This window comes from Brachybacterium horti, from assembly GCF_054777615.1.
The window spans coordinates 16,238-35,667 of the sequence record NZ_BAAHAM010000005.1; the positions used below are offsets into that span (position 1 = coordinate 16,238).

General features: G+C 67.9%; 14 protein-coding genes. 3 read left to right on the forward strand and 11 right to left on the reverse strand.

Annotated elements, in window-relative coordinates; all coding sequences use genetic code 11:
- From ACYVAP_RS15585 to ACYVAP_RS15620, 8 genes are all read right to left on the reverse strand, one after another.
- The coding region (locus tag ACYVAP_RS15585; RefSeq protein ID WP_498861411.1) for a hypothetical protein at window positions 1–216 on the reverse strand (216 nt) is incomplete at its 3' end.
- 11 nt (window positions 217–227) lie between these two features.
- Window positions 228–476 carry a hypothetical protein gene (locus ACYVAP_RS15590; protein WP_498861412.1) on the reverse strand — a complete coding sequence of 83 codons (249 nt, stop codon included), beginning with the start codon at window positions 474–476 and terminating at the stop codon, window positions 228–230.
- Between the two features lie 16 nt (window positions 477–492).
- Window positions 493–849, reverse strand: coding sequence for a hypothetical protein (locus ACYVAP_RS15595; protein ID WP_498861413.1), 357 nt, complete (start codon window positions 847–849; stop codon window positions 493–495).
- Between the two features lie 111 nt (window positions 850–960).
- Complete coding sequence (locus ACYVAP_RS15600; protein WP_498861414.1) at window positions 961–1,362, reverse strand: antitoxin HicB; 402 nt, start codon at window positions 1,360–1,362, stop codon at window positions 961–963.
- Between the two features lie 51 nt (window positions 1,363–1,413).
- The gene (locus tag ACYVAP_RS15605) at window positions 1,414–2,346 is read right to left on the reverse strand and encodes a CPBP family glutamic-type intramembrane protease (protein WP_498861415.1); all 933 of its coding nucleotides are present in this window, start codon (window positions 2,344–2,346) and stop codon (window positions 1,414–1,416) included.
- A gap of 5 nt (window positions 2,347–2,351) precedes the next feature.
- Window positions 2,352–2,648, reverse strand: coding sequence for a hypothetical protein (locus ACYVAP_RS15610; RefSeq protein WP_498861416.1), 297 nt, complete (start codon window positions 2,646–2,648; stop codon window positions 2,352–2,354).
- 64 nt (window positions 2,649–2,712) lie between these two features.
- Window positions 2,713–3,105: a hypothetical protein gene (locus ACYVAP_RS15615; protein ID WP_498861417.1), complete on the reverse strand. Its 393-nt coding sequence runs from the start codon at window positions 3,103–3,105 to the stop codon at window positions 2,713–2,715.
- A gap of 237 nt (window positions 3,106–3,342) precedes the next feature.
- Complete coding sequence (locus ACYVAP_RS15620; protein ID WP_498861418.1) at window positions 3,343–5,787, reverse strand: hypothetical protein; 2,445 nt, start codon at window positions 5,785–5,787, stop codon at window positions 3,343–3,345.
- A gap of 588 nt (window positions 5,788–6,375) precedes the next feature.
- Here ACYVAP_RS15620 and ACYVAP_RS15625 point away from each other — a divergent pair.
- From ACYVAP_RS15625 to mobF, 3 genes are all read left to right on the forward strand, one after another.
- Window positions 6,376–6,711, forward strand: a complete 336-nt coding sequence (locus tag ACYVAP_RS15625) for a thioredoxin domain-containing protein (RefSeq protein WP_498861419.1) — start codon at window positions 6,376–6,378, stop codon at window positions 6,709–6,711.
- 634 nt (window positions 6,712–7,345) lie between these two features.
- Window positions 7,346–7,831, forward strand: coding sequence for a hypothetical protein (locus tag ACYVAP_RS15630; RefSeq protein WP_498861420.1), 486 nt, complete (start codon window positions 7,346–7,348; stop codon window positions 7,829–7,831).
- A complete protein-coding gene (gene mobF, locus ACYVAP_RS15635) occupies window positions 7,822–11,532 on the forward strand; it encodes a MobF family relaxase (RefSeq protein WP_498861421.1) in 3,711 nt (1,236 codons plus the stop codon). Before ACYVAP_RS15630 ends, mobF begins: the two co-directional genes overlap by 10 nt.
- Here mobF and ACYVAP_RS15640 read toward each other — a convergent pair.
- From ACYVAP_RS15640 to ACYVAP_RS15650, 3 genes are read right to left on the reverse strand one after another with little or no spacing between them, the layout of a single operon-like run.
- Window positions 11,522–11,992 carry a hypothetical protein gene (locus ACYVAP_RS15640; RefSeq protein ID WP_498861422.1) on the reverse strand — a complete coding sequence of 157 codons (471 nt, stop codon included), beginning with the start codon at window positions 11,990–11,992 and terminating at the stop codon, window positions 11,522–11,524. The genes mobF and ACYVAP_RS15640 overlap by 11 nt on opposite strands.
- A gap of 54 nt (window positions 11,993–12,046) precedes the next feature.
- Window positions 12,047–18,451, reverse strand: a complete 6,405-nt coding sequence (locus tag ACYVAP_RS15645; RefSeq protein WP_498861423.1) for a helicase-like domain-containing protein — start codon at window positions 18,449–18,451, stop codon at window positions 12,047–12,049.
- 26 nt (window positions 18,452–18,477) lie between these two features.
- On the reverse strand, window positions 18,478–19,005 hold the full coding sequence (locus tag ACYVAP_RS15650) for a hypothetical protein (protein WP_498861424.1): 528 nt from the start codon (window positions 19,003–19,005) through the stop codon (window positions 18,478–18,480).
- Window positions 19,006–19,430: the final 425 nt, after the last annotated feature.

Sequence of the window (19,430 nt, forward strand, 5' to 3'; positions counted from 1 at the left end):
GGAGTCGGGGTGGGCGGCGTAGTAGTCGATGGTCTCGCTGAGCGGGCGCCGGCTCGCGTGCGGGATGCCGAAGCCGCTGAAGCGAACGCGGAGGATCTCGTCGGGGTGCGGGCGCTCGGGCACCTCCGGGTGCTCCTGGGTCCCCTCATTGGAGGCCCAGGGGCGGTACCGGGCGATCTTGCCGGTGGCGTCCCGGAGCAGTTCGCTGTAGGGCATGACGGGTCTCCTTAGATCGAGTCGACGATGAAGTGGGCGCCCAGCTCACGGGCCTTGACGTGCGCCATCGTCGGGCCGTTCGCTGCGCTGGTGGCGATGGTCCGATCGCACTCATCTCTCACCTCGACGCTGTGGGTGAGGTGCTCTTGGATGCTCGTCCTGCGGGGGAAGACGAGGGCGTAGGGGTGGGAGGCGCGCTCTCCCCGGCGGAGGCGCGCATCGTGCTCCGCGCGGGCGATCAGCGGCAGGATCTCGAACATCGTCGTTCTCTCCTCGTCACTCGGCCGAGGGCCAAGCGTCTGCGGGGATGAACTCGCGGGCGGCCTCACCCCAGGACTCGATCGCCAGCCCGAGCGTCTCGGCGACGGTGTGGGGAGCGTGGCCTCGACGCGCGGCCCGATCCCTCTCCGCCCGATCCTCTGGGCTCATGCGGAGGACGTGCAGTGCATGCCGGCGCCGGAGGACCATCGACTGGCACGGCTCACCGTCGTCGGACCAGCCGTGATAGGTCCGCATCCCCCACATCGTGCTGTTGGCGGAGTACCCGCAGGCAGGGCAGGTGAGTGGACGACAGACGTCAGCGATCTCGAACAGGTCCAGCTGCTCTTGGAGGTCGATCCCGGTAGCGCTCATGTCGCGAATCTAGCCCCCCTGCATTCTCGCGTCAAGGGGGGCTGAATCTCTTGGCGGTGGGACAGCAGAAGGCCCTCGCGAACATGGTCGCGAGGGCCCTTGGGGGAGGGGTCAGCGGGTGCCGCCCCCGATGCCTGCTTCCTTGAGGAGCTGGGAGGCTCGAGTACGCGAGATGCCCAACAGTCCCGCAATGTCGGCGCCCCGGTAGTCGGCGGCGTCCAGGCGGGCCACGAGAGCTCGAGCCTCACGTGCTGCCGCCTCCTGCATCTGGGACGCAGCGCGGGTGGTCTCCCGCGAAGCGCGCACCTCCGCTCCAAGCTCGACATCGGGGGGCAGGATCGTGACCTCCCAGTCGTCATGGGTGACTCCGGGCTCCACGGCATCAAGGAACTCTCGGACGCGCCGTGCCGCTCTGTCGAGCGTGGCGACCTGGACGGCGGGGGAGGGGTGACCGGGGATCTCCAGATCCCACCCCAAGCCCTGACGTGTCGCCATGACGGTGACTTCGGTCATCGTGCTCGCTCCCTCATGTCGTCCATCCAACGGTTGCAGTGTAGCCCCCCTTCACCGTTGCGCCTGGGGACGGCATCGACGGCCCTCGTGCGACTCCTGTTGCGAGTCGCTCGTCAGCTTGCGACCGATGAAGATCACCCCGAGCGTGAACCCGACAGCGACCAGGGTCCAGCGCAGTGCTGCCACCCCCAGGGCGAGATGCTCACCGAGGCCGACGCCGGCATAGGCGCGCAGGACCTCCTCGAGCCCGCCGAGGCCGTTGTAGAGCCCGTGCGCCAGCACCAGTGCGAACAGCTGCCCGGTGGTGCGGTAGATCGCGACCATCAGGGCCGCCCAAATCGTCAGGCCTGCCACGATGGGAATCCCGTAGTCCAGGTGGAAGGCGAGGCGCAGGGAGATACACGTGGCGTATACGGTCGCCCAGCCGTAGCCACCTGCGCGCAGGAGAACCACGGGGACCAGGAGAACGGCGACCTCCTCCATCGGTCCTGCCACCACGCTGTGCACCACCGCGAGGACGGCAACCACCAGCGGGCCCCCTGTTGTGGTGTCCCGGCTCAAGGCGGGACCGATGACGCCGGCGGCGGCGGCGTAGCTCCCGACGGCGAAGCTTCCGGTGATCACCGCCATGACCGCCGGCACCAGGATCCATGTGGACCGCCCCGGGCACGCGAGGATCACTCCGAGGGGGAGGAGGTTGCCGTGCGTGCGGCGATGCGCCGACCGCACGATCCACAGTGCGGCCACGCATAGGAAGGCCAGCAGCAGCTGGACCCACAGGTGCAGCAAGAGCCAAGTCAGGCGGTCGTCGTCCGAGCGCGGCGGCTGCCCGGTCGAGACCCCCCACCCCATCAGGCCCCACACTGCAGACCACACGGCCAAGCCGTACCCCGCGAGGTACACCACGATGACCAGCGACCAGGCGAGAACGGGATGAATCAGCCGCGGCGTCACCCGGGGTCCGCCGAGCACGCTGCTCTGCACGACGCTCAGAAGACCTCCCCAAGGGCCTGTACGTCAGCCCTCGCGAGGGCGCTGGCGCGCCGTGCCGCTCGGTCGAAGTTCCTCAGCGCCGTCGCCTCATCGTCGGTGGTGGAGTCGAAACCACCCTCGGCGTCGACGGGGAAGCACTCGAGGTCTCTGCCGTCGGCGAGATGGATCGCGAGCTTCAGCGCACGCATCTGGAGTCCCCGGGGGCCACGGATTGGGCGGACGCTCACGATCTGCTCGACGTTCACGAGCACGTGATCGTCAGCCGTCACGTCGGAGAGGCGGAGGAAGGTCATGTCGGAATCCTTGTTGAGGTGGGGGAGTGGGCGAGAAGGCCGGCAGTCGCGGCCCGGCAACGAGCTAGTCCCGCACCCCGAGATGCAGGCCCAGCGAGAACAGTCCGACGACAGCGGCGGCAACGACTCCAAGGAAGAAGTTCCCGAACCCGTCGGCGAGGCTGAAGGCGAGCATGCCCCACCATGCCGACACCAGCACGCTCGCGAGGACCCCCACGACCGGCAAGGCGAACAGTGCGTTGCCCAGGATGAAGGCGATGATGGCGAGCCCGATGACCGTCGGCCCCGAGAGATCGGTAGCGACGTAGACCAGAACACCCGCGGTGATGACGACCGCAAGGACCTCGAGGGCGACGACGCCCCGACTGGCCCGCCGCGACCGGTAGCCCTGGATCGCGTCGGCCCCGAAACGCCGAGCCTCGGCGCGGCTCATGGGCTGGTACTGGTTGCTGGTCATGGTGAGGGTCCTTCCTCGGTGCATCCCACCGTCTCAGGCAAGCATCACACGAGACCCAGCATGTGGTCACGTGGTTTTGTGGTTTTGTTTCGGATCGAGGAGGGGCTGGGCGCGTGATTGCCGTACCCGACAGGCGCGTCCCCGACCCCCGAGGACCGGGCGGCAGTAGCAGCCCGGTCCCGGTTCGGTGGTCCCGTCGGGGGAGGGATAGGAGGAGGTCAGGTCTCGATATCCGGCTCAGGACCAGGACGGCGTACCGGCGCTCGTGGGGCCCTGCGGGGGCAGCTGCGCCACAGCGTGCGGATCTGTCAGGCTCGTCGAGGGCGCCACCCGTCGCTCACTCTCAGCCGGAGCCTCCCGGCCACCCTGCGCGGCTTCGAGTGCCGCCTCGAGCCCGGACATCACACGGGACACCCCACCTTCGCTGATCCCGAGCCGCTCCTGCAGCGCGTCCGGCTCGATGCGATTGCCGATGGTGTCGTCCAGGATCAGCCCGTCGGCGGAGGACCACATCGCCGAAACGTAGGAGTCCAGGTTCCCGTCCAGCCGCTCGACCAGCGCCTGCCCCGGCGCGTTAGGGATGTCGTAGGAGACGACCAGGCCCTCATCGAACCCCTTCATGGCCTCACGCCACGCCCCAGCGAACCGGACCGCTTCGTAGGTCCGCGGCGTCGGAGACTTTCCGGGCTGCGTCAACGCCCGCTGCACCGCCGACTCATTGAGTCCACTGACCCCGTTGGTCTCCTGCACCTTCGCCGGTGTCGGAAAGTCCGGCACCCGGAACCCCTGGTGCCGGAGCGACCTCAGCACCTCCGCCGGCGCCTCCGACGGCACCGGCACCACCGCACGGTTGAGTGCGTCGAGGTACAGGTACTCCTCCTCGTAGGACCCGGGCGGTGTCCCTCCCGACGTGAAGCCGTGCAGGTACGAGTCCGACTCCCGCACCGCGTTCCGGACCGCGGTGTACTGGCCGGTGTCGAGCAGCGTGTGGAGATGCGCCGTCGTCTCGATCCACGCACCCAACGCTCGCTCCGGCGTGACCGTCCACTCCTCCTCTTCATCCGCCGCTGTCGCCGGGATGAGGGCTTCTGCGTGGGCGATCAGCGCGGCAGCGCGGTGCGGAGCGGCGGCGTGCAAGGCGTTCACCAGCAGTGGCTCCATCGCCTCGAGCTGCACATCGGTCGTCCCCAGGATGTCCGCCGCGATCCCCATGCCCACATTCAGTTCGCCGGCCTCGTCCCAGGTGACGAACTCCAGAGCGTCTTGCTCGGGTGCTTCGAAGGCGCCGATTCGGTCACCGATCTGCAACGGGCGCTCGAGATCGGACGGGGAAAAGGCGACCTCCTCGATCATCTCCTCCAGTCCAGCCTCCTTCGCCTGCGCGGCCCACTGCTCGGTGAAGGCTTGCTGCGCGGCGTCGAGATGCTCTTGCATGCTCCCGGACGGAGCCTGGCGACGCTCGTACTCCCGCACGAACGTCTCAAGATCGGCCTCGTGCGCGTCCACGTTGAGGCTGGGGTCCTGGGCGCGGGCGGCGATCACCTCCGGGTCGCTCTCGGGGTCGTACGTGGCCATCTCTGCCTCCAGGTTCTCCTGCATCTCGCGGTCGCGCGCCGCCTCGGCACTCGCCTCATACGCGTCCGCCTCACGAGCGGCTTGTTCCATCAGCGCGGCAGTCAGCTCCGTAGCGACACGGTGGTAAGTGTCGCCGATCGCAAGCTCTTCCTCCCACGGTTCGCGCGCAGCGTGGAACGCGATGCGGAGCGCGGACTCGGCTTCGCCGAGCACCTCCTCATCGACCGCCGCAAGCTCTGCGGCCCGACTGCGGGGGATCCTCTCCCGCCGGCCCTCGTCGTTGATCCAGTCGTACGCGAGATCCCCGGTGGACTGGTGGCGCACCTCGACGAAGTCGACGAGCTCGGCAGCGAGGGCCTCTCGGGAACTGCGGTACCTGACCAGATCAGGATCCACGCCTGATACCTGCGCCTGCCGCTTCCACTCGGCAGTGAACACGCCTTCAGCGCGTCTGGATGCCTCGAGTTCGTCCTTGTAGATCGCTTGGAGCCGTGCTTGCAGCGTCGCGACTCGCGCATCCACGGTGTCGGCCCCCTGCGCATTCGCTGCCTGAACAGCGCTCAGCACCGTCTGCCATGAGTCGTAGGCCAGAGTGGGTGGCTTGTACCCCGTGGCGCTGTATGCGGCATCCATCCACTGCGCTTCGCTGACGAACAGGTCCCGCTGCTCCGGGGCCGTCATGTCGATGGCCCCGGCGCCCCAGAGCGCTCCGTAGACCTTCTGCTCGACCTCGTTGCCGTGCCGCATGAGCCACTCCTGACTCGCGCGCGCCACATCGAGCTCGAGGTGCATCTCTCCGGCCGCGAACCCATGGCCCTCGGCTGCCACGGCCTGCGAGAGATGCATCTCTGCGAAGGCCTGCGACTGGTGGATGGAGGAGCGCACGTACCCCGCGGCGTCCGCGAGCTGCTCCGGCGTGAGGCTACCGTCCATCACCCGCCGATGATGGACGTCGTCATCCGGGAACTCGAGGTAGATCGCGAGGCCATCAGCCAGGTAGTCCTCCCCTCGAGTTCTCGGGAGACCCACTGGCCCCCCGAGGACGTCTCGCAGTGACTGCGCAGCTTCACGGAACTGCTTGAGGTTGTCGTAGACGGTGGTTGCCATGGGAATCTCCGTTCACCAGAGGGGGAGTTGATCTCGGTCGGTGGTCAGCAGTCCTTGCGCTTCGATCGCGTCGGGTCCTTCGCCGGCGAGTAGGGCTGCGCGGATCGCGAGAGCTCGCCCTCGTGCTCCGCGTGTGTCCCGCAGGGGGGATCCGAGACGGTGACGACGTGCGGCCCACTCGTTGCGGTTCTCTCGAGGTGTCGATGACCGCCAGTGGGCGGGGCGCTGGCACAGCGGGTTGTCGCACTCGTGGCCGACGAGGGCGGGCACGTCCTCGCCCGGATGCGCGATCGCCCATCCGAGCCGGTGCGCGACGATGACCCACCCCGGCTCGACCCAGAACCGTCCATGTCCGTTACCGGAGATCGCCCCCACCCACCACCAGCACGGCGACTCCGGGAAGGTCCGGATCTTGGCCTGGTAGCGGCGGCGCACGTGCTCGTCACGCGCCGCCGCGGCGACGTCTCGAGTGCTTCCTGTCATGCCCTTTCACCGGGGTGAGGGACTACGTCGCGGGTCTTCTATAGAAGGCTTCGAACGGGCAGTGCTGCATCGGTGGAGGGGCATCCCCAAGGAAAGGAGATTGTGATGACTGCGACGATTCAGGTGTGGGTGCAGGATGCTCCGGATGCGCATTGCCCGCAGTGTGAAGTGACGACGGACTTCCTGGAGCGGAACAAGATCCCGTTCGAGAAGCACGGACTGTCGGAGGCGACCCCCGAGCAGATGGACACGTTCCGGACGATCGGCCTCAGCGCTCCGGTGGTCCTTACCACCACCCACGGGAACTGGGCCGGCCTCCGACCCGAGAAGCTGCGTGAGGTGAAGAAGTCCTACCAGACCTCGAAAGCGGCGCCGCCGGGCGCTGGGCCTGCGATTCACCAACTCACTCCCACCGCCGGCGCTACCGGACTTTCGATGTGAGTGTCTTCCATCGCCCGCCCAGAAAGGGCCCTGCATCGGAGAGGTGCAGGGCTCTTTCATGTCGGCACCCCCGACCCGCGCCCCCTCACCTCACGCTTGTGCGGCCCCCTCGGTTCAGTCCGCCTTCCATCTCGACGTGCCCGCCCACGGCACCGAGCGGGCGCCCCGGGTTGTTGCGCTAGCACCGCGCGCGGCAGTCCTCGCGTGCACAGCACACGAGTCCCAGCCAGAAACGCCGGCCTGAACCCCCGAACCCCACAGGAGCCACCGCAGTGCACCACCACGACGACCATCCGCTCACCCCCAGCAGAGACCGACACCAGACCCCACCCGCATCATTCCCCCACACATCACCCCGCCCCATCCCACAGCACGCCGACCGCCACACGCCAACGACCACCGAGGCAGCCCCCAACAACGCACCTAACACCGACCCACACAGCACCCCCACCAGACCCCACCACAAGCAGCCGATCCAGCACCCACCATCATCTCCAGCACCCACGAGACGACCAGACATCCCGACAGCACGACACCCCCACCCAGTAACCCAAAGCCGACGGACCTCTGGCACCAATGCGTCCCCGGGGGGACAGAAGCGATCCGGCGCAGGGGCGGCTTCCGGTGAGGAGGCATGACGACGAGAGCCGAGACGACCTGCCCGATGTGCGGTGAGGACCTTCCATCGGGAAGGGACCTGTACTGCTCGGCACGATGCCGCGAGCGGGCTAAGAAGCAGCGTCAGCGGGCGCGTGCGGGAGGCGAGCACGTCGGGGTGCCGACCTCGGGCCGGCGCCGCGACGTCGAGGAGATCGAGGATCAGGCGATCCTCGCTCGCGCCAAGCGTGACGAGGCGCAGCGACAGGAGCTGGCGACGGCGCAGAGGGAGGCCGCCCGACTGGCGGCCGAGCTTGCGGCGCAGCGTCGTGAGGCCGCGAAGGCGCGCAAGGATCTCGGCAGGGAGAGGGCGGCGCGGCAGGGACTCGAGCGGGAGACCCGCTTCATGTCCGTGGCATTCGCCCGCACCGCGACAGCGCATGGGATCGCCGCTCAGGTCCCCCCGCCGATCCGAGCGCGCGTCTCTGCCTGGCTTCCGGAGAAGGAGAACCCGTGGCACTGAATGTGACTCGTATCAGCTCAGTGGATTATTTGCAGTCCACCGTAATGGTGGGCGATGCGAATGTGGGCGCGTCCATTACGGGGCGCGGACTGACCGCCTACTACACCGAATCTGGTAATCCGCCGGGGCGATGGTATGGGTCTGGCCTTTCAGGGGTGAGTGTTAGGCGGGGTGATGATATCGGCTCGGATGATGCCGTCTCTGTGTGGCAGAAGTTCAGGAATCCGCGAACGAACGAACGTCTCGGAAAGGCACCGCTCTCCGAGCGGAAGCAGGGAGTGGGGGCGAACGACAATCAGCTCGGAGAGGCCTCGGAGCAGGCTCGCCGTGATGTCGCCGGATTTGATCTGACGTTCACCGTTCCGAAGGACGCAAGCATCTTGTGGGCCTTGGGGACGCCGGACATCCAGGCCCGGATCGCGGCTTGTCACGAGCGGGCGCTGCACGCGACTCTCGACCATCTCGAGGACAACGTGCTGCAGTCGCGGGCCGGGCACGGCGGCGTGGCGGCGGTCGCCGTGAAGGGGCTCATCGCCGGGCAGTGGGACCACTGGGACACCCGTGACGGGGAGCCGCATCTGCACTCGCATGTCGTCGTCTCGAACCGAGTCCAGCGGGCAGCTGACGGGAAGTGGGTCACCATCGACAGTCGGTCGCTGTTCCGCTCGACGGTGGCCCTGTCGGAGATCCACCAGAACCTCTTCATGGATGAGCTTCGCCGCGAGTTGGGTGTGGAGTGGGTGGAGCGGGAAGGGGTGACATCCCGGGCCGCTGTGCCGGACATCGTCGGGATGCCGGCGGAGGTGCGCGAGGCCTTCAGCTCGCGGGCGGCGGCGATCGACCGGGAGCTTGCAGGGCGGGTGGGCCGCTTCCGGCGTGAGCGTGACCGGGATCCTTCGCGACGGGAGTTGCTGGACCTCAAGGCACAGGCGTGGAGGGCTACGCGGAAGCCGAAGAGCAAGCAGGTCCAGCCGCTCTCTGAGCGCTGCGAGCAGTGGCAGAACCGCGCGCAGTCCGTTGTGACGGATCCCGAGGCGCTCGTGGCGGGGTGTCTCGATCGGGGCCGCGATGTAGAGCTGTCCGGTGAGCTCTCCGGAAGCGTCCACGACGTGCTCGTGGCCCTGACGGTCGACTCCCTGGGCCAACGACAGCGCCCCGCGGACGGCGATGAGTCACCGGCAGGACCAGATGCGGAGGAGGACGCGGATCACGCGCGGCGTCTGCTCGATGTTTCCGCGCGTGTTCTCGGGGAGCTCGCGCGTGAGCGGTCCACATGGACTGCGGCGAACGTACGGGCCGAGGCCGAGCGGGTCATGCGGATGGTGCGTGCGGCCTCTCCGGACGTGCGGGACGCCGCCGTCGCCGCGATCACTGACGAGGTGCTCGAGCAGAGTGTCCAACTGACGCCCACCCGCTACCGCGTCGACACGGACGACGCGCAGGTCGCCCTGCGCGGGCGCTCGGTGTTCGACGACCTCCATCGCGTCCAGTTCACGAGTCTGGACACGCTGGCTCGAGAGGAAGCTGTCCTGACGGCGCTGCGCACCCCCCATGTCCTTGATGCACCGGGGGCAGAGGAGATTGAGATGCTGGTCAGCACCTACAACCAGGCGCAGATCGCCCACCGAGGACATGGACTGGCTGAGGACCAGGACGCTGCCGTCCGGGCGATCGTCGCTGCCGACTCTCGCATGTCTGTCCTGCTGGGTCCGGCGGGCACGGGGAAGACGACGACCATGGCGGCTGTGAGGGAGGTCTGGGAGCAGCTGCACGCGCCAGGGAGCGTGATCGGCCTGGCGACCAGCGCTCAGGCCGCGAGTGTGCTCGGCGAGGAGATCGACGCGCCGGCGCACACCATCGCAAAGTGGCTACACGAGAGCACGACAGGCCAGCAGGCCCGCGCTGACCGCATCGCCTCGCTGACGACAGCGCTCGCGGAGCTGGGCCCGGAAGAGCAGGCCCGGGCCGACGCCATCCGCCGGCAGATCGCCCGACACACCACAGCCACCGATGCTTGGCGGATGCGCGCCGGGCAGCTGATCGTCGTCGACGAAGCGTCGATGACGTCGACCGTGCATCTGCACGAGCTCGTTCGGCAGGCTGACGCCGCCGGCGCCCGGGTGCTCCTGGTCGGCGATCACCGCCAGCTCGACGCCGTGGAGGCCGGCGGGGTGCTCGGACTGCTGGCCGAGCAGCCTGAGGCCCTCGAGCTCACTTCCGTGTGGCGCTTCGCGGAGTCCTGGGAGAAGGACGCCTCCTTGGTGCTGCGCCAGGTGCGGGACGATGACCAGGCGGCGGAGCTGGTGGACACCTACGACCTGCACGGCCGCATCGTCGCCGGGGAGGACGAGGAGGTGGGGGACGCAGCCTTCGCCGATACCCGCCTCGCTCTTGCCGAGGGCCGCTCTGCGATCCTCATCGCAGCGACCAACGCCGTGGTCACAGACATCAACGAGCGATTCCTGTATGCCCGCAGGCACCTGGGGGAGGTCGATGCCAGTCGAACGGTCCCGCTACGAGGACACGCGGACGCGGGCATCGGGGAGCGCATCCTCGCCCGGCACAACGACCGCACGCTGCTTGATGAGCACGGGGACTTCATGCGCAATGGGACGACCCTCACCGTCGAGGCGATACACGCCGACGGGTCTGTCACGGCTATCAGGGACGGCTCCGAGGCACGGATCAGCATCCCGGCCAGCTACCTCGTCGCGCACACGGAGCTCGGCTACGCGACGACCGCCCACCGGGCGCAGGGCGTCACGGTCGACGAGGCCCGCCTGGTGCTTCCCACGACCGACTCGATCCCCGCGGAGCTGCTCTACGTGGGGATGACCCGCGGGCGGCACCTCAACAGCGCCTATGTCGGGCATGAGCCCGAGGAGGAGTCCGCGGGCCCTGGCCATCTGGTGGCCGCAGCGGAGGTGCCGACGTGGAAGGGGCGTCTGGTGTCGATGATGACCACGACAGGCGGTGAGCAGTCGGCGATCGCCACCCGCGACCGTATCGCCGAGGAGGCGAACACTCTCGAGCGGCTGCGCGCCGAGTACGAGTACCTCTCAGGTCTCGAGGACGTCGAGCCGTTGGTGCGGGTACTGGTGACCCGGCATGGCATGGACCGTACGGCCCTCGAGGAGTCGCCCGTGCTCGGCAGCTTCGCCGCCGCCTACCGGGCGGCCCGAGCGTCCGCCCCGGCTGCAGCCCACGCTGATCTGGTGCGGTCCGTCACCGGCATGGATGATGCTGATGACGAGGCTCGGCTTCGTGTTCTCACGGCTCGCCTGCGGAGTCACGTCCCCGCCCTCCCTGCCCGAACCCCGGGCACCGTCGCCGGACTCACCCCCCGCTACACCGGCCAGGATGCGGCTGTCCTCGACCTCGCGTCACAGGTCGAGTCCCGCATCGACGCACGTCTCCGTGAGATCGCGCGCAACGTCTCGGCCGCCCCCTGGGCAGGTGAACTCCGGGCCGATTCCGCCGTGCAGATCGCGGTCTACCGGGACCTGTACGGCATACGAGGCGAGTCCCCCGTGCTCGGTAGTCCTCCCAACGTCCGGGACACTCGTCAACGGGCACACTTTGACGCCCTGCTTCCCCTCGTCACCGGGCACGGCAATGCGGGGGCGGCGGAGGGCCCCCGGATCCCCACGCACGTGGCCCCGTCCCACGGGCACCGTCCCGTGCCGGCGCCTAAATCTTGATCTTGCCCCTCAGGACGCCCACGGCGACCGCGATGATCACGATCGCGGGGATCCACCCCAGGGGGATCCCCGCGAGGAATTCGGAGGATCCGTCGATCGCCTTCGCCACGAACATCGACGCCAGTGCAGTACCACCCGCGAGCAATCCCGGTGCCACGCCAACCCGCCAGGCGAGAAGTCCGACGATCGCCGCGGCGACCACGAAGACGATGTTCGCGATCCAGTTGCCCTGCGCGTCGCTCGCGCTCAGCGCGCGGTAGAACCGGAGCTCGGCAGGAACGACCGTCACCAGCGCCCCGGCGGCGAGGAGCAGCGCGCCGCTCCCCCGTTCGACGGCGATGCCCGCGATCAGGCAGAGCAGCAGCCCCACCATGAGCAAGAGGCCGTGCCCGATCGCGGCCCCCACCGTCATCTCCAGCACGTCCGGCGGCGCCTCCATCAGCTTCTCCAGGTCATCCATCCTCGGATCCTCCCGTGCTCATGTGGTTTCTTGGTCACCTGGTTTCTTGGTCTTTCATCGCACACCAGGACCGCTCCGTCGTTGATCAGGACCGTTGACCGGCGGAGGGGTGACTGTGGAGCGAGGAGTGTTGCTGATCGTCTTGTCCGCCGCCGGCACGTCTTGCGACATGCGGGAGGCCTCATGCCCCCCGGTGAGGTCGAACTGTGCAAGCACCGGCCCCACCTCGCCGTCAACCTTGACCAGGTCTTCGGTTCCGACCCGCAGTCCCCGCGACTTGTCACCCAGCTCCACCGTGGTGGAGCGCCACGTCTCCGACCTCCCGGGGATGCTCCTGGCCTCCTGTCGGAGAACCCCTGCGACCGGCACACCCTGGCTCCGCACGATCACCGTTGCACCGACGTGCTCGCTCAGTTCGCCAGCGGGAATGATCGAGACTCCGTCGATCGGTGTCCCCTGGTGTTGTGCGAGCCGCACGCGCTCCGGCGGGGTCAGCGCGCTGATGGCGCGGTCCTCCACGTTCACCACGGCGTCGGACTTGATCTTCCCCGTCTGCACAGTGCCGTCATCCGTGACGTAGCCAGTTTCCGCAGAGCGCGTGTACGCATCCGCCGGACTCACCACCGTCACCACGCGGTCCGTCTTCGCGTCCCGGTCGATCTCCTTGATCCGGACTCGATCTCCCTCCCGCAGCCTGTCCACTGCGATCGGACCATCGACGCCGACGGCAGCAAGCTCGTTCCCGCTCACCCTGATCGGGTCCTCAGCCTGAACGCGCCATCCTCGGACCGAGACCAGCTGGCCCTCCAGCATGGCCTGGCGCATGGTGCTGTCGACCAGCACCGCCCCGGCCATCTCCGGATGTGCGGTGTAGGCCTCGTCGACGGCAGCAGTGATGATCTGGCCCTCGTACAGCGCTCCCACAGGGAGCATCGTCTCGGCTGCTCTGCGGGCCTCCACCTGCTGGGGCGTCCAGCGATCCCGCACGATCACCACACCCCGTGGCACGACCCGCGCGTTCGCTGCGGCTGGATCCACGACGCGCACCATCTGCCCTTCCCGGGCGCCCGTCTTCTCGACCACGGCCTCAGCAGGGACCAACTCTCCTGCAAGCTCCACTGCGACGAGCACCGCGGTCCCGTCCTGCAGATCACGCGGGGCCACCAGGGCATCTCTCTCACCGAGGTCCACGCAGGCCTGTTCCCATGCGTTGAACGACGATCGCAGACGCGAGGCCAGCTCGACCTTCTCGTACGGGCGCAGGAACTCCTCCTCCTCGCCGCCTTCGGCGACCATGTACAGCTCGGTCCGGTCATCACGGACGAGCGTGTACTGCTCCTTTCGACCACGGATCCTGAACTCGTCCCCGACCCGCAGGTCACGCGCGGTGGCCGGAAGCGGAACCTTCCCTCGTATCTGCGATCCGAAGACCCGCTCCGACAGCTCTTCGTCGCTGGTCATCCCGAGCTCGGTGTCGATCTCGGACAGTCGCAGCTCCGCACTGCGCAGAGCGTCCGCGTCCGGGAACCCCTCGTCGGTCTCGACAAACGCTCGGATCTCTTCCGCCGTGGTGTTCCATTCCGCGATCCGGCGCCGCTCTTCCTGGATTCGCTCGGGAAGCTTCTCGAGCTGGTTGGTCAGGCGCACGCCGATGTTGGTCTTAGCGAGCACGTCCTGACTCGGCTCCATGTCGAAGCCGACCTCGTAGGCATCCCGCGCATGGACCCTCCAGCCCGTGCCCTGCCGGGCTCCCACGAAGTCGATTCCCTGGACGCGCACGACGAGGGGGTTCTCGCCCGCGTCGATCGCCGGCCCGGCGCTCCGGAGCGTGCGCCGGACTGCCTCCGCGAGCTCCGTCGCCGTCTCCGGCTGACTGCCGTCGACAGCCTCGACACCGGCGGCCGGCTGGACTGCGGCGAGAGTGTTCTCCAACCGTGGCAGCCCCTGCTCGGAGATGCTGATGTTCCTCTCCATCGTGCGCAGCCGGCCCCGCGCGGCGCCGAACTCGGTGCGGTGGACCGTCTCGAGACTCTGCAGCCGCATGATCTCGTTCAGCACCTCGACACGCTCCATGACCAACGGCGAGTCTGCGGCAAGTGCGGCCAGGGTCCGCGCCATCTTCTCCATCGACTCGTCGTCCTGCTCCACGGTGCGCTCCGTGGAGGTGCCGCTGGTGACCTGGGCGATGAACGCAGACTTCCGCTCGATCGTCTGCCAGGACATCACGTCCACCGTGCCGGTGGTGATGTAGGTGTGGATCTCCACTTCGCCGTTGGCATTGCCCTGCCGGATCAGCCTCCCCTCACGCTGCTCGAGCTGATCCGGCCTCCACGGCACATCGACATGATGCAGGGCCACGGCACGTCTCTGTACGTTGACTCCGGTCCCCATCTGCTGGGTTGAGCCGATCAGAACGCGCGTCCGCCCGTCACGACACCGTTCGAACAGGCGCGCCCGCGCGTCGTCGCTGTCCGCGTCATGGATGAACGCCACCTGCCCGGGGTCCACGCCACGCTGCTCGAGATCCTGGCGCAGGATCTCGTACAGATCGATCACCGCTCCTCCCGGCACCCCGTTGTCGAGGAAGATGAGCTGCAGGCCGCCGGTCAGCGGCTCTTGCACTCCATCGGCTGCGAGATACACGTTTCCGCTTGTCCGCGCGTGGATCTCTGCCACCACATCGGCGACCTGTGCAATGCGCCCACCATCCTCATCGGCGTCCATGCCTCGCATCCGCGGGTCCAGCGCGACCAGCTGCCCGTCCTTGATGATCTTGAGCATGTTGTCCTTGTTGGTCGGATCGCGCGTCTCCGCGCGCTCCTTCAAGGCCTGCCCGTACTCCTTGACCTGCTCGGACGCCGAACGGGTGTGGACCTGGCGCGCCCCTCCGACGAGCTCCGGCAGACCACCCGACACGACCCTCGCGACATCGTCCTTGGTCACCGTCGACATGAACACTCGGCTGGTGGACATCAGCTCGGGCAGGTTCGCGAAGGACCGCACGCGATCCTTCACCCTCCATGTCACGCCATCTCCCGCGATCTCGAGGCCCTGCCCGGTACGCGCGAACGCTCGAGCCCACTCCCTCAGCGAGTCGATGCCCTGCGCTTCCAGGACATCGGGCCGCAGGTAGCGCTGCATGACCCACAACTCGGCCATGTTGTTGGCGACGGGGGTTCCCGTGGCAAAGTCCACCACGTGCGGCACCATGCCTTCACGCCAGGTGCCGTCGCGCTTGGCGACCTCGATCCGGTGATCGCGCAGCACATGGATCTTCATGTCCAGGTCCGACGCGATCTGCGAACCCACATGGTTGAGGTCGGTCACGTCGGAGGACCGCGAGAGGTTCTTGTACAGGTGCGCTTCGTCCACGATGAGGTGGTCGCACCCGGTCTGCTCGAACGTCATCCCGACGTCCTTGCTCTCCAGCAGCTTCTTCGCACGGTTCTCGAGGGTCTTGATCTGCCCCTCGAGCGCCTTGATTGCGAACCGTGAGCCGTCCGCCCCAGCGAGGTCCGCCTTCGAGGCCCTCAACTCCGCAACCTCGTTCTCCACCCACTCATGTGCCAGCGCCGGCGCGACGCCCATCAGCTTGAATGTCGACTGGGGGACGATGACGATGTCCCAGTCCTGGCCCGCCGAGCGCGCCATCCAGGTCTGCCGCCCCAGCGGGCTCAGACCGGTGGGGACCGAGAGGATCTTCGCGGAGGGGTACCACTGGCTCGCCTCGCGCGTCACCTGGTCGACGATGTGGTTGGGAACGACCATCCACGGCTTCCTCGACCTCCCGGTGCGGCGCAGCTCCATTGCGCCCATGACCATCGTGCCGGTCTTCCCTGCGCCGACGACGTGGTTCAGCAGGGTCGCCGGCGAGTTGAGCATCCGTGCGACCCCCTCGCGCTGGTGGGGGTGTGGGGTGAACGCCGCGGACAGCCCCGGCAACTCGAGAGATGCACCGAGGGTGCTGAAATCCGCTTCCACCAGCTGGTTGAAGGTCCGGTTCCACTGCGTCTCTACTCGGGTGCGCAGCCCCTCATCCGCATGGACCCACCGCTGGAACGCCGCCGTGATCTGGTCGCACTTCTCTCGCGCGGCCGCCGTCTGCGGGCGGTCCAGGACCATCTTCCCTTCCTCGTCCCGGTAGCGGATCTGCACGGGCTTCTGGTTCATCACCGCCTCGAGCAGCTGGGTGGGCTTCCTATCCCTCGTCCCGAACCGGAACGCTGCTTCGGTGGAGAACGCGGACGCCGGCGGATGACTGATCTTCCACGTATCCATGACCTTCTCGAGCTTCGCCTCGACGTTGAAGGTCTCGCGCGCGAACCTCGCGTAGTCCGCCGCGTCCAGGACGTTCACGCCCGGAACGAGGTCGATCTGCTCGATGGCGATCCACTCCGGCTGTACGTCCCGCAGCGCGGTCACGTTCGACGAGAACCGCTCATCGGTCGCAGCAGCCTCTTCCGCTGCCTCCAGCTTGTCCCTCACCGGCCCGGACAGATACAGCGCCGCCGGGACCAGGTCACCCGTCGCCGGGTCCTCGAACGCGGCGCCGGCCAGCCTGTCCCGCGCGGTGTCGTCGTCGATCCCCAGGAGCGCGGCGACTCGAGGGATCTCGACCCTCTGGGCCTCATCCATCGAGATCGCGATGGCTTCGTCCACCGTCTGCGCGTGACGCTCCTCGACCCGGCCAGAGATGATGTCCTGCTCGAAGATCCGCGACTTCCTGGCCACCTGCGTGTCCTCATCGAACACCTCAAGCCCGAGCACCGAACCCAGCCCCGGATCAGAACGCAGTGCCGACAGATGCGGCTGCTTCTTCTGGATCACCGTCAGGTCCTCGATGGCCTCCTGCTCCCAATCCCCACGCAGCTCCTCGCTGGGAGATGCCTCCTCCCGCTCACTGCGGTCCATCCAGTCTGGGAGCGCGCGTCGCCACTCCTTCTCTGCGCCCTGCACGTGCTGCTCGATCGAGGCCGCATTCGGGCGCCGCTCGTTCAACGTGAACCTATTGATCGGACCGTACGTCCCCACGTAGTCGTCGTAGGCGACGTTCAGCCGCGCACGGCTCTGCTGTCGATCCCCTGGCGTGGATGTCGCGGAGGACTGCATCCTCAGCACCAGAGCAACCTTGTCGCGCACGTCCAGCAAGGACCGCGTCTCCTCGACGCTGCCCCGCCGGACCCTGACCTCCGTCCAGTCCGTCCCGTCCCATGCGACGAACGGAGAGTCAACCTCGAGCCCCTGGATCGCGGCGGCATCAACGATCTTCCCGACGTCGGGCTGCAGGTGCTCCGGCAGTCGCTCGTACAGCCCGGGCGAGGCCTCGCCCTCACGCAAGGACAGCGGGGTATCACGCTCCGGCACCACCACCCCTGCCATCTGCAGCTGTTCCGTGAGCAACCGCTGCACCTGAGCGCCCAGAGCCGGCCCGTGCTCGCCGTCGACCTCGAGGACAGGGCCAAACCGCCCAGTGCGAATCGCCTGGGCCCCCGCGACCCGCTCCGGGTGCCGCGCGAAGAACTCGTTGACGACGACTTCATCCGAGTCCCGGTGCGCAACAACCCGACCCCAACCCAGCTTCTCGAAGTCAGGCACCGCAACAGGTTCGGGGCGCTTCTGGAACACCAGGATGTCGGTGTTGACCTTGGTCCCTGCAACGCGAGAGAAGGCGTCGGTGGGCAGTCGCACCCCCGCGACAAGGTCACCGCGCTTGGCGAGCTCGATCCGCGCCCGCATCCCCTGCGAGTCCATCGTCCATCCGCTGGTGACGACCGCAACCAGCCCGCCGGGCCGCACCGCATCCAGCGACTTCACGATGAAGTGGTTGTGGATCGCGAGCTGAGCGCCGTTGTGCAGCGGGTCGTGAAGCGTGAACGACCCGTAGGGCACATTCCCAATCGCCGCGTCGACCATCCCCTCACGCACAACTGTCTGCTCGAAGCCCTCGTTGCGGACCTGCGCCGAGGGATACAGGTAGTGCGACAGGCGCGCGGTCAGGGGGTCCAGCTCCACGCCGATCATCTGCACGCCCTCGGGGGCGCGGCCCATGAAGTTGCCCGAGCCCGATCCCGGCTCCAGAATCGTCGCGTCGCCCGTCGCCCCCACTCCGTCCAACGCGCTCCACATAGCGGTGACCACGCTCGGGTCGGTGTAGTGGGCATTCAGGGTCGTCGCTCGGGCCGCTCGGTACTCCTCCCCCGTCAGAGCCTCCCTCAGCTGGCGTGCTTCGTCGCCCCAGCCGTTCTCGCCACTGAAGGCATCCGGGATCGCACCCCACCCCGACCATCCGGCAAGCACCTGCTGCTCATCGGCTGTCGCGGGGCGACTTTCACCTTCGAGCCTCCGCAGCACCTCGATCGCCGCAAGGTTCGCACCGAAGCGTGCCTTGCCGCCACTGGGCACGTTGACCTCGCTCGAGGGCCGGTAGTCCTCCCCTTCGATCGTCGCGACGGGCCGCATGAGGACCGGCCCTGCAGCGGCGCCGCCTACTCGCTCCGGCTCTCCAAGGTCTCCAGCTGCATCTGCAGTCGGGTGATCATCCGGTCCACCGAGTCCAGATTCGGGGTCGCGGGCTGCCTCGTCAGCTCGTCCCGCACTTCGATCATCATCGCCAGCAGCTTCGCCCCCCACGCTTCGTCGCTCTCCGCGAACACGACCTTCGGACTGTGCGAGGGGTCCGTCGCCGGCCAGGTCACGTCCTCGACCAGGATCCTCGTCGACGACTCGTCGGCCTGCAGCACTCCCCACAGCCGATCCAGCAGAGTCCAGAACCGCTCCGGCACCTGCTCTCTCCCCTCCGGAGGGAAGATCCACGAGATCGCCCCCAGCGGGCTCGGATGCGTCCCCGGCACCGCTGGGTCCGCCTCCGTCTCGGGGACCGGCAGCCTCCAACGATCCTTCCGCGCTGCCCACGCTTCCACGGTCTGCTCGTTCTCCTGCGCCTGCCTCTCGCTCCGCGCTTGCGCGGCTGCTTCGTTCAGGATCGACTGCTCCTGCTCGTCGCTCAGCGTCATCGGGTACCTCCTCCACGTCGGTGACGGTGGCCCGATCCCAGCGGAGGACCACCTCTTGCATCGCTCTGCGGTCCATCCCCATCGCCCGAGCACCCGCGACCACGTCTCGCCGCAGCTGTTCAGCCGCTCGAGCATGGGTCAGCCGATCAGATGTCGCAAGAGCCTCCACACAATCCTGCGGCCAGTTGCCGGCCACGACGCCGGCAGCGGCGCCCTCACGCCACCAGCCACCTTCCACTTCAGCAGCTCGCCCCAGGCGCGCCCCGATCGCTGTCGGCATGCTCCGCTGGGTGTCTGCATCGAGCACGTACCCCGACCATGTGGACGCGTCGACCCATGCGACCCCGGGTCGCACCTCGACGACTCGAGCGATCGTTCCCCACACGCTCAGTCCATTGACTGAGAGGTCCGCGGCCGCTGTGGGG

Bases quoted from the DNA above. Each gene is read 5' to 3' on its own strand.
- ACYVAP_RS15640 (WP_498861422.1), bottom strand. From the start codon at position 11,992: ATGGATGACCTGGAGAAGCTGATGGAGGCGCCGCCGGACGTGCTGGAG.
- ACYVAP_RS15650 (WP_498861424.1), bottom strand. From the start codon at position 19,005: ATGACGCTGAGCGACGAGCAGGAGCAGTCGATCCTGAACGAAGCAGCC.
- ACYVAP_RS15610 (WP_498861416.1), bottom strand. From the start codon at position 2,648: ATGACCTTCCTCCGCCTCTCCGACGTGACGGCTGACGATCACGTGCTC.
- ACYVAP_RS15600 (WP_498861414.1), bottom strand. From the start codon at position 1,362: ATGACCGAAGTCACCGTCATGGCGACACGTCAGGGCTTGGGGTGGGAT.
- ACYVAP_RS15645 (WP_498861423.1), bottom strand. From the start codon at position 18,451: ATGCGGCCCGTCGCGACGATCGAAGGGGAGGACTACCGGCCCTCGAGC.
- ACYVAP_RS15590 (WP_498861412.1), bottom strand. From the start codon at position 476: ATGTTCGAGATCCTGCCGCTGATCGCCCGCGCGGAGCACGATGCGCGC.
- ACYVAP_RS15630 (WP_498861420.1), top strand. From the start codon at position 7,346: ATGACGACGAGAGCCGAGACGACCTGCCCGATGTGCGGTGAGGACCTT.
- ACYVAP_RS15615 (WP_498861417.1), bottom strand. From the start codon at position 3,105: ATGACCAGCAACCAGTACCAGCCCATGAGCCGCGCCGAGGCTCGGCGT.
- ACYVAP_RS15620 (WP_498861418.1), bottom strand. From the start codon at position 5,787: ATGGCAACCACCGTCTACGACAACCTCAAGCAGTTCCGTGAAGCTGCG.
- ACYVAP_RS15625 (WP_498861419.1), top strand. From the start codon at position 6,376: ATGACTGCGACGATTCAGGTGTGGGTGCAGGATGCTCCGGATGCGCAT.
- ACYVAP_RS15595 (WP_498861413.1), bottom strand. From the start codon at position 849: ATGAGCGCTACCGGGATCGACCTCCAAGAGCAGCTGGACCTGTTCGAG.